Here is a 13695-nt window from a genome sequence, read left to right on the forward strand (position 1 = left end):
GCCTCGCGCCGCTCGCGTCATGCGGCGTCGAGCGCGTCCGTCACGAAGCGCACGCGCGCCTTCACGCTCGCGCGCGGCAACTCGATCAGCCGGTAGCCGTACGACGTGTAGCAATCGACCATCGCGTCATAGGTACGCTCGGCTTCCGCGAAATCCTGCCGGCGCTCGGTGTCCTGCGCATAGATCTCGGGCCACGGCGGCGCGATGAACACGCGCCGGTGATAGCGGAAGCGGCGGGCCGCGGCCTCCGCATGCGCGGGTACCGCCAAGCCTGTCAGCCGCAGGTAGCCAACCACGTCCGGCACGCCACGATCGAAGAACACGGGCCCGCGCGCCTGCCGCGCGAGATGGTACGAGCGCATTTCCCAGCTCAGCATCAGCTCGGCGAACGCGGCCGGGTCGCGCCACGGCAGCGCAAGGCCGTCGACTGCCATCTGGTCGCGGATCACACCGCGCCCGGCCTCCTGCGAGCGCGCGAATCCGGCGCGCTCGAGCGCATCGAGCAACGTGCTCTTGCCCGAACCCGGGCCGCCCGTCACGACGAAGAAACGGCCGGTTGCGTCGTCGTCCGCTTCTTCGTCGGCACCCACGCCCGGCGTGACGTCACGCATGTGCAACCCGCCGGCCCGCGCGTTGCGTGACCGACGCAGCCGCCGCGACACTGCGCAAGTCGGCAACGAACGTGTCGCGCCACACCGAGAGGTCGTTCTCGCGCAGCCGCGCGAGGTTCTCCTCGTGACGTGCCTGCCGCTCCGCGAGCGGCATCGACAGTGCGCGTTCGAGCGCCTCGGCCATCTGCGACAGGTCGTACGGATTGACGAGCAGCGCACCCGTCAGCTCGGCCGCCGCGCCCGCGAACTCCGACAGCACGAGCACGCCCGGATCGGCCGGATCCTGCGACGCGACGTACTCCTTTGCGACGAGATTCATCCCGTCGCGCAGCGGCGTCACGTAGCCGACCTGCGACATCCGGAAGAACGCCATCAGCAGGTTGCGCTCGTACTTGCGGTTCAGGTACTGGATCGGCGTCCAGTCGAGCTGCGAGAAACGGCCGTTGATGCGGCCGGCTTCGCCTTCGAGCGTTTCGCGGATGTCCTGGTAAGTCTGCACGTCGGAACGCGTCGGCGGCGCGATCTGCAACAGCGACACGCGCCCCTGCCAGCCCGGCGCGTTCGCGAGCATCCGCTCGAACGACTGGAAGCGCTCGACGAGCCCCTTCGAGTAATCGAGGCGATCGACGCTCATCACCAGCTTGCGGCCGTCGAGCGCCTCGCGCAGCATCTTCACCGGCTTGCGCGTGCCGTACTGGACGGCCGCCTGCGCGATCGCGTCGGGATGCACGCCGATCGGATAGGCCGCGACCTTCACGACGCGGCCGTGCGCATGCAACATCCCGTCATCGCTCGCCGCCCCGATTCCGCGCCGCTCGATGTAGTCGGTGAATGCCCGCTTGTCGCTCTCGGTCTGGAAGCCCGCGACGTCGTACGCGCACATGAACTTCACGAGCTCCTCGTGCGGTGGCACGAGGCGCAGCATGTCGGGCGACGGAAACGGGATGTGCAGGAAGAAGCCGATCGGGTTCTTCACGCCGAGCTCGCGCAGGTAATGCGCGAACGGCAGCAGGTGGTAGTCGTGTACCCAGATCAGGTCGTCGGGCCGCAGCAGCGCGGCGAGCTGCTTCGCGAGCATCGCGTTCACGCGCAGATAACCCGCGTACTCCTGACGATCGAAGCGCGCGAGATCGCCGCGGTAGTGAAACACCGGCCACAACGTTGCGTTCGAGAAACCGCGGTAGTACTGGTCGTAGTCGCGCCGGGTCAGCCCGACCGTCGCATAGGTCACGTTGCCGTCCCGCTGGATCGCGGGTTCGACATCCGGCGCACCGACGATCTCGCCGTTCCAGCCAAACCAGACGCCGCCCGTTTCCTTCAGCGCGTCCATCACGCCGACGGCCAGGCCGCCCGCGCTCGGGCGCGTGTCCTCGCCGGCGGCGACACGGTTCGATACCACGATCAATCTGCTCATGCGGCTTCCCCTCCTCGATTCGATTGGCTGGCGCGCGACGCGCACCCGAGCGGACACGGCGGCCCGAAGGCGGCCGCGCGGCGATTCAGTTCCGAGAAATGCGATGAAATACGGCGGTGGAATGCAGCGACGACGAAATCAAGCGTCCTGCTCCTGGCCGAGGTCGCGTTGATAGTCGAGCCCTTCCGGGCGAGCGCCGCCCTGGTTGTGATCGCCGTCGGACGGCGTGTCGTCGGGCTTGCCAGCAGCCGGCGCCGGTGGTGCGTCGGGCTGCGGACGCGAGCGGCCTGCCCCGGCGTCGGGCGGCCGGTGGGACAACCGTTTCGAACGGCGCATGGCTGGGTGTCTCATATGTGGCGCGGCTCGAGGCCGTCGTAGAAACATTCCATAACAAAACAGTCTAGGTCGGTTCCTTGCATCCCGAGGTAACAATTACCTTCAATTTGTAACGTTTCGACCCCTCACCAATCAACTATCCGACAATAGCGCCGCGCGTTCGCGCGCGGTACGCCGGCCGGCGATTTGTCAAAGCTTTGCAGTTCTCCTATGACAATTGCGAAACAATGACGCGGCATCGGGGCGTGCATGCGTCGCCGCTCACCCAGACAGGACTTGCACTCAGGGATGAACAATCGTTTCGAATCGCCGCGCCGGGCCATGCCGGCGCGCGTCGTGCTGGCCGCGATCGCCACGGCCGCACTGCTGTCCGGCTGCAATTCGCTATACAGCGAAGGCGCGACAGCCGGCGCCGGTATCGCGGGCGCCGCAATCGCTTCCAAGGTCACCAACAACGCGGCCGTCGCGACAGGCATCGGTCTCGGCGCCGTCGCCGGCGCGCGGGCTGGCGTCCAGTACTCGCAGCGCGTCGCACACCGTTACACACAGGAACAGATCGCGAAGGCGGCCGGCCCGCTCGACGTCGGCGGCGTCGCACCGTGGTCGACCCACCACTCGTTCCCGATCGAGGACGACGAGCAGGGTCGCGTGACGGTCAGCCGGATGATCAGCGTCGGTCCGCTCGACTGCAAGGAAATCGTGTTCGCGGTCGACACGCCGGCGAAGGCCGACAAGGCCGCGCAATCGGCGTTCTACGTCGCCACGATCTGTCGCGACGGCCCCGCGTGGAAATGGGCGTCGGCCGAACCGGCGACCGAACGCTGGGGCGCGCTGCAATGAGCGTCGCGATCCGTATCGCGGCGATCGGCGCGCTGTGCGCGGCCACCGCCGCGCTGTCGGGCTGCGGGTCGGTCGGCGCGGCGAGCGGCGCACTTGCCGGCGCGGCGACGGGCCTCGTCACCGCGAACCCGGCGGTGGGCGTCGGCGTCGGGATCGCCGTGCAGGCCGCGACCGACGAGGCCGTCAACCGCACGATGAAGCAGCTCCATCAGAACCAGCAGGACGCGATCGCGAAGGTGGCCGGCAGTCTGGCCGTCGGCGAAGTGAAGCCGTGGAAGGTGAAGAACACGCTGCCGCTGGAAAACGGCGAAGGCGAAGTGCGCGTCGCGCGCGCTTACTCGACGCCGCTGGCGCTGTGCAAGGAATTCACGTTCTCGGTAAAGGACGGCGACAAGGCCGACTGGTATTTCGCGAATGCGTGCCAGCAAGGCACGCACTGGAAGTGGGCGTCGGCGGAACCGGCGGTCGACCGGTGGGGGAATCTGCAGTAGCGGTGCGATGCGCCGCGCGCCATGCACGGTGCCCTTGCCGTTCTGGTCAGCCGCGCAACCGGCAGTCGTTACATAGACGCGCGCAGCTGCGTCACGCTGCCGTTGATCCGCGCGGAACACGCATCCATCGTCCGGGTTGCAGGCCAGGCACCGCTCTGCTGCCAGCCAATCGGGAACCGCCGAGAATGCGACTTGCCAATCCGGGCACTTCGATCATCGGCACGCTCGTCAGCCGGGCAATCAGATCGATGCGCCTGTCCGTTGATTGAACGCAGCCCGCATCACTTCCGGGCCGATCATTTCCATTCGACCCAGCTCGGCGAGGACCGCCGCAAGTATGCCGTCGACCTCGGGATCCACCGCTCTCATCTGCGTCAGCAACGCAGGCCGGAAAGCTTCGTCTTCACTGATTCCCGATTCGCCCGTCTGGCGTCGCGCGCGATACAGCACGCCAACCCAATAGCGAGTGCGCTCGATTGCACTCCATCCCGCATAGGTGTCCGGGAACCTCGCTTGTTCGATTGCTTGCCGAACGACTGTCTCTGGATCGGCCAGAAACTGCATGAAGAACATCTGCTCTCCAACTGCAAGCCTCGACGAGGTCACCGGATCGTATGCGGTATAGGTTTCATAGCGAACGTCGGTAGCGGCCTCGAGCCGATTACCTACTTGCACCCGGATTCCATCTCGCAGAACTATCCGCCGCTCCAGCGGAAATCGTGCTTCGCGCTCGTTGCGTGACAGCAGACGCCCCAATTGCGGCGAAAACTCGACTTCATGTTGACGACCGATTTTCGCGTCGACGTACCAGACGATGATCGTTTGGGACTCGGCACTCTCGAGCGCCTTCAAGAAAACTGCCTCGGGAATCAACGCCGTCAACGATGCCGGCAGCGCGGAGTACGGCAACTTGTCACGCTTCAACATCCCGACGGCCCCGGAAGCAATTTGCCCGGACAGTTCCGGGCCAGATACCGCAAACTTCGCACCCGGCGGCGGCCGTTACGTACGCGCGCGAAGCTGCGCCACCCTTTCCTTGATCTTCGCGGACAACGCATCGTCCGGGTTGTAGGTCAGGCACCGCTCCAGATCGGCAATCGCAGCCTTGATATCGCCCAGCGTCTCGTAAACGCGGGCGCGGTTGAAATAGACGAAGGGCTGATCGGGATTGAGCTTCAGCGCCTTGTCGAAATACTCCAGCGACTTCTGGTAGCCACCGCCTTCGAGGAAAATCGTCGCGAGCGTGCAGTACGCCGACGGATCCGTGTACCCCAGCTCGATGGCGCGGTTCAGATCGTTCAACGCGAGATCCGTCTTCTTGATCATCGCGAAGGTCGTGCCGCGGTCGGCATACGTCGCCGCGTCTTCCGGCGCAACTTTCAGGATGTCGCCGTATAGCCCGAGCGCATCCTCGATGCGCCCCTGCGACACGAAACCGCGCGCGCGCATGCGAATCGGTGAAAAATCGGGATTCTTGTCGGTCATTCCATTCAGCTCCAAAAACTTCGTTTTCCCAATATCCGCTTCACCGTCTGAAAACCGATCCGGCTCAGCGTGCGGACCTCGCGATCAAGCCTTTCAGGTAGCTCTCCAGCACACTGAACTTGACGATCGACGCATTCCGCCACGTCGGATGCTGACTCGCCGCAGCCTTCACGGCCTCCGGGAAATCATCACGCAGCCACAACTCCGCAACATGTAACCTGGCACCCAATTCACCGTCCATGTCTTCCAGAACCATGTGCCCGCACCACGGATACTCGTTCAACCCGCTGGCCTGCACTCTCACGAACATGAGCGCACGCTCCCCGACTTGAAGCGCCACGTTACCCCAAGTCGGCGGACCACCGGTGAACGTGATCTCCGCTCCGAGAAGATCCGGCGTGATGCCTTTTCCGCTGGAATAGATGCGCTCGACCTTCGCCCGAAAAACTTGCGGACCCGGGGCGTCGACAACGGACGCGAGCACCAGATCGAACGACTCTGCGGCTACGGTATAGAAATCCTTTTTCTCACTCATCGATCCCGATCTCACGGCTTCCAGGGCTTCCAGGGCGTCCCGACCTTCTCGAGTTCGGGCATGTAGTTCTGCAATTTTCCGGTCGCCTCTGGAATGGGGATACCGAGACGGCCGGGGAATGTTGCGCAGTTATAGTTGTTTTCCGGCCATTCGCCGGACTTGGGCGGCCATTGATATCGAATGTCGTCCATGGGCCCACGCGCGACCAGCTCCTCATGCGCCGCCAGAATCGATTCATACTGCTCTTGCGTGACCGGTATCTTCTGCTCATATACCGTCTGCAGCGCGCCGCCCCCTCCACGGGCCGGCAGCGGATTCTCTGCAATCAGGGAGAATGGCGTCTGGTCCTGAGTCAGTTGCCCGGGGTAGCTGCCGGATGACTTCAGATTAGCAAATACATCCGCCGCGGTCGCATCCCCCACTGCCGGGCCAAAGCCCCATATCGTCTTGCCTCCGTCGAACGAATACCCGACGTGACCAGTGTACTGATACGGGTGCTGCACGCCTTCGGCGTTGGGCGTCCGCCCGCCACCGCGTACCCCGAACAACGAAATCGTCGGCTGCTCCGTCGCGCCTGCGGCACCTTCGGTGGCCTCCAGCGCCGACAGTTCGCCCGCCACGGAGCCTGCCCCCCTCGCCCCGCTGACGAGCCCGGCGCCCTTCGCCGCCCCGAACCCGCCCAGCAAGCTTCCTCCAAGCATCGACCACTTTTGCCCGTCGGAACCTTCGCCGAAAATCTTTCCGCCCAGCCATCCGCCGACTTCACCGCCGAAAAAACCGCCGGCCGCGCCGAGAATCGCCAGCGCCGGCCCGGCAAGGACGGCCGCGGCGGCAATGCCCACCGCGGCCATCGTCCAGTTGACCCACGCCGGGATCTCGGGATTGAACTCCCCGACCGCCGGGCCACCGATGAACACGTTCGGCGATCCGTCGTTGATCAACGCGCCGCACATCATCCGGTCTTCCTTGCGGCTCGCCGGCTGGCTGTTGATGTAGACCGTCGACGAACCCTGCGCGACCACCTGCGGCGGACCCGCGTGGTCGCTGCACAGACCCAGGCTCAGGATGGCCCGCATCGCCGCGCGACTGTTGATGAAGACGTTGGGTGAGCCCTTTATCAGACTTCCCGTGACATGCCGGGGCGCCCACGACATCGTGCCCAGCACTTCGCCGAGCCCGCCGCCCGCGGCAGCGCCCGCCGCGACTGCGGCAATCACCGTCAACGCGGCGCCGCCCGTTGCGACCACCGCCACGGCCCCGATTACCGCGCCGGCGATCAGCCCGGCGATCATCCATCCCTTGGACGCCGTATGCGCAATCGGATCGCCCAATCGCGCAGCAGCAAGCAATGTATCCACGCGCGCTCCCCGTTAGCCCGCGTTCGCAACCGCGGTCAGATAAGCACGCACGGCCTCGATGCTCTGCATGCCGGTCATGCCCTTCACCGCCGCCACACCGCCGAGCCGGTCGCCCAGCGGGGCATGCTCGCGCGCATCCGTCGTCCAGAGCGCGAACTGACGGCCGTCCAGTGCTCTCCACGCCGGTTGTCCGATCGGAGCAGGTTGCAACGCCAGCGGCTCACCGGACGGGCCGAAGAACGCGGTGTCGTCGAACATTTCCGTGACGTCGTGCCGGAACAGTTCGGCCAGGCCGGTGAGCGCGTACAACGTCGCGCTCGGCTCATGCAGCACGAAGACGATGCCCGCCTCGTCCTGGCCGAGCGCGGTCGGCACGAAAGCCGCACGGTCGGGCCGGGCCAGCACGACACTCTCGAGCAAGCTCTTGTACTCCTTGCTCTTGTCCTCCGTGAACGACTTCGGACAGGTACCGATGAAACTGATCGCCACGCGCTCGCGCCCGGCCTTCGGCGACATCACCACCGTCTGGCGCTGATGCAGCGGCGTGCCTTCCGACACCCACTGATAATCGACTTCGCGTGCGGTTTCGCCGTCGATTTCCCGATTGTCCAGATGCTTCAATTCGAAACGCGGAAGCGACTTGCGCATCTCCGATACGAGCCGCGTCACGAACGTATCGACCGTGTCGTCCGGCTCCATCGGCGCACGCGAAACCACGAACGTGAATTCGCTGCTCCCTGCTTCATCGACCGTGAACAGGTGAATCGTCTTGTCTTTGAAGTGCGCCGGCAACTGAATGACGGCGTCGTTCATCTGATATTCGGACATGCTCTTCTCGGTTCGGCCTGCCCGTCGGGGCAGGCGCCGGATTGAAACTGTTCGCCGGCGGCACAGGCGCAGCCGGCGCAGCCGTCATGCGGCTTGCGTTACTGCACGCCGGCCGTGACCAGACGCTTGTGAATGGCTTCGATGCGACTCAGCTGCGGCGAGCCTTTCGGCGTCTGCTGCAGTTCGTCGCCGAGGACTTTCGAATAGGCGAGGCCGTTGTCGTTCTTCACCGACGGATCGGCGCCATGCGCGAGCAGATAATCGACGACGTCCCACTGCCGCAGGCGCGTCGCTTCGTAGAGCGCGGTTTCCTTCATCGAGTCCCGCAGATTGACGTTGGCCTTGTGTTCGACCAGCGCGCGCATTTGCGGCAACAGCGTGTCCTTGCAGGTTGCGAAGAGCAGCGGCGTATCGCCGTCGTACCTGAGATCCGGGTTCATGCCGCCGGCCAGCAATGCTTTCAGCAGGTTGGGCGTGTCGGCCCGCGCAGCCAGATATGCGACGTTCGCGCCGTTCTCGCCGAACGGCTGTTCGGGCTTCGCGCCGTCCCGCACCAGTTCGCTGACGATCTGGAAGTGCACGTTCGTGGCGTCCGTCTTCACCGGAATCGCCTCCTGCACCGCGAACGACAACAGGGTGGCCTTCTTGTTGCCCGGCGCAGCCAGATCGGTATGCGTCGCAAGCGATTTGACCTGCTCGAGATTTCCGTCGCGAATGGCACGCGCCAGCTCGAGTTGCGATCCCGAGAAAAAGTCTTCGGGCGGGTAACGCTTGAAGTCTGCCATTTTTGTTTCCTGTGCTTGAGTCGGCCACCAGAACGGCGACGACAAACCGATTACCGCGACAACCGCGCCCGCGGCGATGACCTTGCTGTATTTCATCAATGTCCCTGAAGTTGGCTCAGCAACGACGCCTGCTGATCGGCAACGGTCGTTTCCAGCCCGCTCGTCACCTGCCCCATCATGTGGCGCTGAACGGTCGTCAAACTGGTACCCGGGATGGTGATCTGCTCACCGGCGGCCTTGGGCATCAATTGCGACGTCACGTCGCTGATCGGGCCCAGCCTGCCTTCCTGCACCCCGGTCAGGATGTCTCCGTCGACCCGGTAGTTCGTGATGGCCGACGCCCGCGGTGTTGCGCCGTACATCGGCAGCGTTTCTGAATTGAGGCCGGCCGCGTTGAACGTCGTCGCGCCCGCGCCGCTGGCCTGGGACGCCGCCGAAGCCAGCCCGCCGCCGAGCGAATGACCGGTGAGATCGAGGCCGCCAGCATTGCCGGAGCCGTAGATCTTCTTGCCGATGGTCACCGCGCGATCGTAGTACGGGGAGTTGTCGCCCAATCCCTGATTGAGGTTGTTCGACCAGTCTTCCTTGACCGTGGGCTGCGTTCCCTTGAAGGCCAGGGTAGGCTTCATGCTGTCGCCGAACACCGCGGGATCGGGCACGTATGCCTGCGCACCGAAGTTGCTGCCGGGAATCTGCAAGTCCTGCGGCCTCAGGCCGAACTTCTTGAGCGCTTCCGGATCGTTCGACACGTTCTTCCATCCCGGCGGCGCCGTACCCGGCGCATACACGGCTCCCGCGAGTTTGGCCAGCTGCTGCGCCTTGACCGTCGCCTGAAGCTTGCGTGCCGCTGCCTGCACCTTGGGATCGGCCGATGCGAGACCCGCCGCGATGATCGCCTGCTGATTGGCCCACTCGATCGCCATCGCCTGCTCGGGCGTCACGAACAGCCCCTGGTTCAGGTGGATCACCGGGCCGTCGAGAAAGATGCCGCTCTGATTGATCAGGATGCTCGATGCGCCGTGGGACAGCTTGATGCTGTCCGGCTTCAGCGTGACGATGCTCGCGCCCACGCGATGCTCGATCTCGTCCGTCGCCTGATAGCTCTGCTTGCCCGGCCCCGCATCGCCGGCCAGCGCCTGCACGCCGACACTGTTGGCCGTCGTGAAACGCGCTTTCGCGATCTTCTCCGACAGGTTGCCTTCCGCAACATGCTTGCTCTCGTCGCCTTTCAGCACCGACACGCTCCGCGCGCCGGATTCGACCGTGTGCGACTCGCTGTCCTTGACGATCGTTTTCATGTCCTTCTGCGCATGCAGAAAGACTTCCTGCGCCCCGTTCACGTCCGAGAAGCGCAGTTCGTTGAAGCCATCGCCCTTGTGCGTCTGGCTGCGCATCCCCATCGTCTGGCCGCCGCTGCCGTGGTACGGGTTGCCCGAATCGCCGTTGAACACGCGCCCGACGACGATGGGATTGTCCGGATCGCCCTGGTTGAACGAGACGAGCACCTCCTGGCCGATCCGCGGGATCGCCGATCCGCCCCAGCCCTTGCCGGCCCACGGCTGCGACACGCGCACCCACATCGAGTCCGAACCGTCGAGCTTGCCGCGCCGGTCCCACATGAAATGCAGCTTGACCCGGCTGCCGTCGGTGTGAATTTCCTCGCCCTTCGGCCCGACCACGATCGCGGACTGCGTGCCCTGCATGTGCGGCTTGGGCGTACGCCGCTCCGGCCTGAACGGGATATCGATCGGCAGGCACGTGAACGTGTTGTGATACGGCAGTTTCGACGTCTGCTGGGTATAGTCGTTCGCCACCTGATGACGAACGCGGAGGATCACGAAGTCCTTGTTGTTGTAAGTGGACGTGCCGTGATTGACCAGCGTGAATCGCCCGTTCGTCGTCATCCCGTGCGCATGCCCCGCGCCGTTGAAGCGATGCGCGAGCGCCTCTTCCGCTTCCATTGCGTAGCACGCGTAACGTTGCCCGTCGTCGCCGTGGTCATACAGCGAATGGAACTGGTAACGCTCGGTCGTCTGGATGTTCGGGTGCTTCAGGTTGACCGTCGGCACCTCGACGTGCATCAGTTGCGAGGACGGCTGGTTGTAGTTGAAATCCCGGTACGTGATCTTGCCGACCCGGAAGCTGAACGCCTCATCCCATCGATCGATGCCGTTCTGCTCGCTCGCGGCGCTGCTGGCTTCGTACGGAATGGTCTTCAGGTTCGGAATCGGCTGAAACACCGCGTTGGTGTCACCGATCACGAGGACGTGCTTGTCCTGTTCGTAGCGGAGCGTCCAGATCAGCCCTTCCTGCTCCATCAGGCGCGAGCAGAAACCGTAGTACGACTCGTCGTACATGACGATGTACTCGAGCTTCGGACGCTCGCCCTGCATCGCGAACTCGAAATCCGCAAAACCCATCTCGCGGAAAATGTCGGTCAGGATGTCCTGCGGCGTCTGGTTCTGGAAGATCCGGCAATCGGTCGAGCGTGTCAGAAACCAGAACCACGGCACGACCGACATTTCGTAACGGGTCACCGAGCCCGATTTTCCGACGCGGCCGAACGACGCGACGTACCCGTCGAAATATCGCTTCGTCTCGGTATCCGCTGCCGACGTCACGACGCGCGTCAGACTGAAATTGCGGCTCTGCGGCTCGAGCGTGATCTTGACCCGCTGCCCGACAATTTCCTGGGGTTCGATATTGTTGCGATGGGACAGCAGGTCGAGATGTGTTTCGGTCAGCTGATTGACGTGTTCGTCGATGACCGCCGCGCTGACCAGCAGCACGTCCGGACCGAGCGGCGTTTCGATCGTGATGAAACGATTGTCCTGGGTCAGACGCGGAAGCCCGCCCGTCAGGCTGTTGATGGCTTCGGCAATCGACTCCGGGGCCTTGCCCATCAACGACAAGCCGGTCTGCGCCAGTTGCACCGCGCTCGCGGCCCCGCCAAGCAGCCCCGCACCGGGCATACCGGTCAACGCCCCCAGTTGTCCCGCCATTCCGGCAATCGAACCCAGATTGCCCAGACCGCCGGCCAGGGTCGCACCGCTCCCTCCCGTCCCTTCGGGGTTTCCGTTTGCTGCGAAACTCATCATTAACCTCGTTCTTTTTGTCGGGCGAACCCGCCGCGACCTGGACGCTATCGCACCAACAAGGCGCTCTCAGCCACCTTGAAGGCGCCAAATATATCAAATCACAAGAGAATTCATAACCATTTGTCAGCATTTAATGTTGAGGCGCGTTGACGGCCGTGATAGATCCCCAATATCGATTGCCGACCGCCAGTCTCAGGCGCCCGACTGCCGGACGCATCGCACGATCGGCCTGCGATGCACGGCCGGAGCGCGGCGTACACCGAAAAACGAACGAGCCGATGCAGCAGGAAATCAACGTGTGGCGGGCCGGATGGCGCAGCCGGTCGTGAGCAAGGCGGTGCGCGCGACGATCGAACCGGGCGCGGCATGCTTGACGCATGCCATGCGCCCGTGCCCCCGGCAGGGGCACGATCCGGCGTTCAGGTAGGCGGGTAGTCAACGCGCGGCGCTCGTGGCGAACGCCGGGGACAGGCCCCGTACGGCCCTTTGCGGGGAGCGGCCGAATCGAACCGCGGCAGGCATCCGTGCGATGTCCGCCGAATGCTTTCGACCGACTCCGCGGGCGTCAGGACTCGACGTCCTCGAGGCTGAAGATCTCGGTCTGGTCGTTGTACGAGAAGATCTCGCCGTAGCGGCCCCAGTCGATCACCGCGTCGAGCGTTTCCTCGGCCGCGCCGTCCGACAGGAAATCCTCCAGCTCCTGCTCGAAACGCACGCGCGGCGCGCGGTGGCCCGGGCGCTCGTTCAGCACCTTCTTGATCCGGGCAGCCAGCGGCACGTGCTTCAGCAGATGATCGGCGAACATCAGCTTGCGCTCCTGCGTGCCGAATTCCGCGAACACGCGGCCCGGCGGCGTCAGGAACACGTCGCCTTCGCGCACGTCCGCGAAGCCGAGGTACTGCAGCACTTCGGCGATCGGGAACAGGTCGTCGACCTCCAGATGCAGCGTGCGCGCGATTTCCGGCATGTCGGCACGGCCGTGGTACGGCGCCATCGCGAGCGTCTCGATCAGGCCGGCCATCAGGTTGGTCGACACCTGCGGCAGCCAGCTGCCGAGTTCGAGGCCCTTCTTCGTCGCCTCGCCGGTCTGGCGGGCCGTCATCTTCGCGTAGATGTCGTCGACGAGCTTGCGGAACGCCGGGTCGAGCCGGTTGCGCGGATGCTTGAACGGCACCTTGATCTCGGCGATCACGCGGCCCGGGTTCGACGACAGCACGAGGATCCGGTCGCACATGAACACGGCTTCCTCGATGTTGTGCGTGACGATCAGCACCGACTTGATCGGCATGCGGCCCTGCGTCCACAGATCGAGCAGGTCGGTACGCAGCGTCTCGGCCGTCAGCACGTCGAGCGCCGAGAACGGCTCGTCCATCAGCAGGATCGTCGGATCGACGACGAGCGCACGCGCAAAGCCCACGCGCTGGCGCATGCCGCCCGACAGCTCGCGCGGGTACGCGTTCTCGAAGCCGTCGAGACCGATCAGGTCGATCGCGGCCAGCGCGCGTTCGCGCCGCTCGCGCGCGCCGACGCCGAGCGCTTCGAGGCCGGCTTCCACGTTCTGCAGCACCGTGAGCCACGGGAACAGCGCGAAGGTCTGGAACACCATCGCAACGCCTTCGGCCGGGCCATCCAGCGGCTTGCCGAGATAGGTCACTTCGCCGCCGGTCGGTTCGATCAGCCCGGCGATGATTCGCAGCAGCGTCGACTTGCCCGAGCCGGAACGGCCGAGCAGGCCGACGATTTCGCCCTCGCGCAGCGACAGGTTCGCGTCGTCGAGCACGAGCAGTTCGCCCTGCGTCTTGTTGAAGCCGCGGCAGACGTGATCGACACGCAGGATTTCCTCACCGAGGCGCGGCGGCTGGGACGTCTGGACGGGGGCGTTTACAGCATTCGGATTGTGCATCGCGTTTCGCT

General features: G+C 64.7%; 13 protein-coding genes. 2 read left to right on the plus strand and 11 right to left on the minus strand.

The features are described from left to right. Window positions 1-17 precede the first annotated feature (17 nt). From ACWMMN_RS12685 to ACWMMN_RS12695, 3 genes are all read right to left on the minus strand, one after another. Window positions 18-611: an AAA family ATPase gene (locus tag ACWMMN_RS12685; protein ID WP_486422719.1), complete on the minus strand. Its 594-nt coding sequence runs from the start codon at window positions 609-611 to the stop codon at window positions 18-20. Further along, window positions 604-2025 carry an alpha,alpha-trehalose-phosphate synthase (UDP-forming) gene (gene otsA, locus ACWMMN_RS12690; protein WP_486422720.1) on the minus strand — a complete coding sequence of 474 codons (1422 nt, stop codon included), beginning with the start codon at window positions 2023-2025 and terminating at the stop codon, window positions 604-606. Before otsA ends, ACWMMN_RS12685 begins: the two co-directional genes overlap by 8 nt. Before the next feature lie 138 nt (window positions 2026-2163). Beyond that, window positions 2164-2361, minus strand: a complete 198-nt coding sequence (locus ACWMMN_RS12695) for a hypothetical protein (protein ID WP_174992933.1) — start codon at window positions 2359-2361, stop codon at window positions 2164-2166. Window positions 2362-2649: 288 nt separating this feature from the next. Here ACWMMN_RS12695 and ACWMMN_RS12700 point away from each other — a divergent pair, with 288 nt between their 5' ends. Both ACWMMN_RS12700 and ACWMMN_RS12705 read left to right on the plus strand, forming a co-directional pair. Then, window positions 2650-3201: a hypothetical protein gene (locus tag ACWMMN_RS12700; RefSeq protein WP_059233499.1), complete on the plus strand. Its 552-nt coding sequence runs from the start codon at window positions 2650-2652 to the stop codon at window positions 3199-3201. Further along, entirely contained in the window at window positions 3198-3692 is a 495-nt protein-coding gene (locus ACWMMN_RS12705) for a hypothetical protein (RefSeq protein ID WP_059233498.1), read from the plus strand. Before ACWMMN_RS12700 ends, ACWMMN_RS12705 begins: the two co-directional genes overlap by 4 nt. A gap of 240 nt (window positions 3693-3932) precedes the next feature. On the opposite strand, the gene ACWMMN_RS12710 is transcribed toward ACWMMN_RS12705, so the two are convergent. From ACWMMN_RS12710 to ACWMMN_RS12745, 8 genes are all read right to left on the minus strand, one after another. Then, entirely contained in the window at window positions 3933-4619 is a 687-nt protein-coding gene (locus ACWMMN_RS12710; RefSeq protein ID WP_342702709.1) for a hypothetical protein, read from the minus strand. Window positions 4620-4694: 75 nt separating this feature from the next. Continuing rightward, window positions 4695-5177 carry a tetratricopeptide repeat protein gene (locus ACWMMN_RS12715; protein WP_059233496.1) on the minus strand — a complete coding sequence of 161 codons (483 nt, stop codon included), beginning with the start codon at window positions 5175-5177 and terminating at the stop codon, window positions 4695-4697. 64 nt (window positions 5178-5241) lie between these two features. Then, on the minus strand, window positions 5242-5712 hold the full coding sequence (locus ACWMMN_RS12720; protein ID WP_342702710.1) for a hypothetical protein: 471 nt from the start codon (window positions 5710-5712) through the stop codon (window positions 5242-5244). Window positions 5713-5723: 11 nt separating this feature from the next. After that, entirely contained in the window at window positions 5724-7070 is a 1347-nt protein-coding gene (locus ACWMMN_RS12725; RefSeq protein WP_196486591.1) for a PAAR domain-containing protein, read from the minus strand. 12 nt (window positions 7071-7082) lie between these two features. Continuing rightward, complete coding sequence (locus ACWMMN_RS12730; protein ID WP_059233494.1) at window positions 7083-7898, minus strand: DcrB-related protein; 816 nt, start codon at window positions 7896-7898, stop codon at window positions 7083-7085. A 98-nt stretch (window positions 7899-7996) separates the two neighbouring features. Further along, window positions 7997-8683 (minus strand): ankyrin repeat domain-containing protein, encoded by a 687-nt coding sequence (locus tag ACWMMN_RS12735; protein ID WP_226196671.1) that lies wholly within the window; start codon window positions 8681-8683, stop codon window positions 7997-7999. 95 nt (window positions 8684-8778) lie between these two features. After that, the gene (locus ACWMMN_RS12740) at window positions 8779-11778 is read right to left on the minus strand and encodes a type VI secretion system tip protein TssI/VgrG (RefSeq protein WP_059236657.1); all 3000 of its coding nucleotides are present in this window, start codon (window positions 11776-11778) and stop codon (window positions 8779-8781) included. Window positions 11779-12346: 568 nt separating this feature from the next. Next, window positions 12347-13684, minus strand: coding sequence for an ABC transporter ATP-binding protein (locus ACWMMN_RS12745; protein ID WP_059233492.1), 1338 nt, complete (start codon window positions 13682-13684; stop codon window positions 12347-12349). Window positions 13685-13695 lie beyond the last annotated feature (11 nt).

The sequence above is a fragment of the Burkholderia cepacia complex sp. TUM26381 genome (genome assembly GCF_057439935.1).

Excerpts from the sequence above, each read along its gene's own strand:
- ACWMMN_RS12685 (WP_486422719.1), bottom strand. The coding sequence starts at position 611 with ATGCGTGACGTCACGCCGGGCGTGGGTGCCGACGAAGAAGCGGACGAC.
- otsA (WP_486422720.1), bottom strand. The coding sequence starts at position 2,025 with ATGAGCAGATTGATCGTGGTATCGAACCGTGTCGCCGCCGGCGAGGAC.
- ACWMMN_RS12695 (WP_174992933.1), bottom strand. The coding sequence starts at position 2,361 with ATGCGCCGTTCGAAACGGTTGTCCCACCGGCCGCCCGACGCCGGGGCA.
- ACWMMN_RS12700 (WP_059233499.1), top strand. The coding sequence starts at position 2,650 with ATGAACAATCGTTTCGAATCGCCGCGCCGGGCCATGCCGGCGCGCGTC.
- ACWMMN_RS12705 (WP_059233498.1), top strand. The coding sequence starts at position 3,198 with ATGAGCGTCGCGATCCGTATCGCGGCGATCGGCGCGCTGTGCGCGGCC.
- ACWMMN_RS12710 (WP_342702709.1), bottom strand. The coding sequence starts at position 4,619 with ATGTTGAAGCGTGACAAGTTGCCGTACTCCGCGCTGCCGGCATCGTTG.
- ACWMMN_RS12715 (WP_059233496.1), bottom strand. The coding sequence starts at position 5,177 with ATGACCGACAAGAATCCCGATTTTTCACCGATTCGCATGCGCGCGCGC.
- ACWMMN_RS12720 (WP_342702710.1), bottom strand. The coding sequence starts at position 5,712 with ATGAGTGAGAAAAAGGATTTCTATACCGTAGCCGCAGAGTCGTTCGAT.
- ACWMMN_RS12730 (WP_059233494.1), bottom strand. The coding sequence starts at position 7,898 with ATGTCCGAATATCAGATGAACGACGCCGTCATTCAGTTGCCGGCGCAC.
- ACWMMN_RS12735 (WP_226196671.1), bottom strand. The coding sequence starts at position 8,683 with ATGGCAGACTTCAAGCGTTACCCGCCCGAAGACTTTTTCTCGGGATCG.
- ACWMMN_RS12740 (WP_059236657.1), bottom strand. The coding sequence starts at position 11,778 with ATGAGTTTCGCAGCAAACGGAAACCCCGAAGGGACGGGAGGGAGCGGT.
- ACWMMN_RS12745 (WP_059233492.1), bottom strand. The coding sequence starts at position 13,684 with ATGCACAATCCGAATGCTGTAAACGCCCCCGTCCAGACGTCCCAGCCG.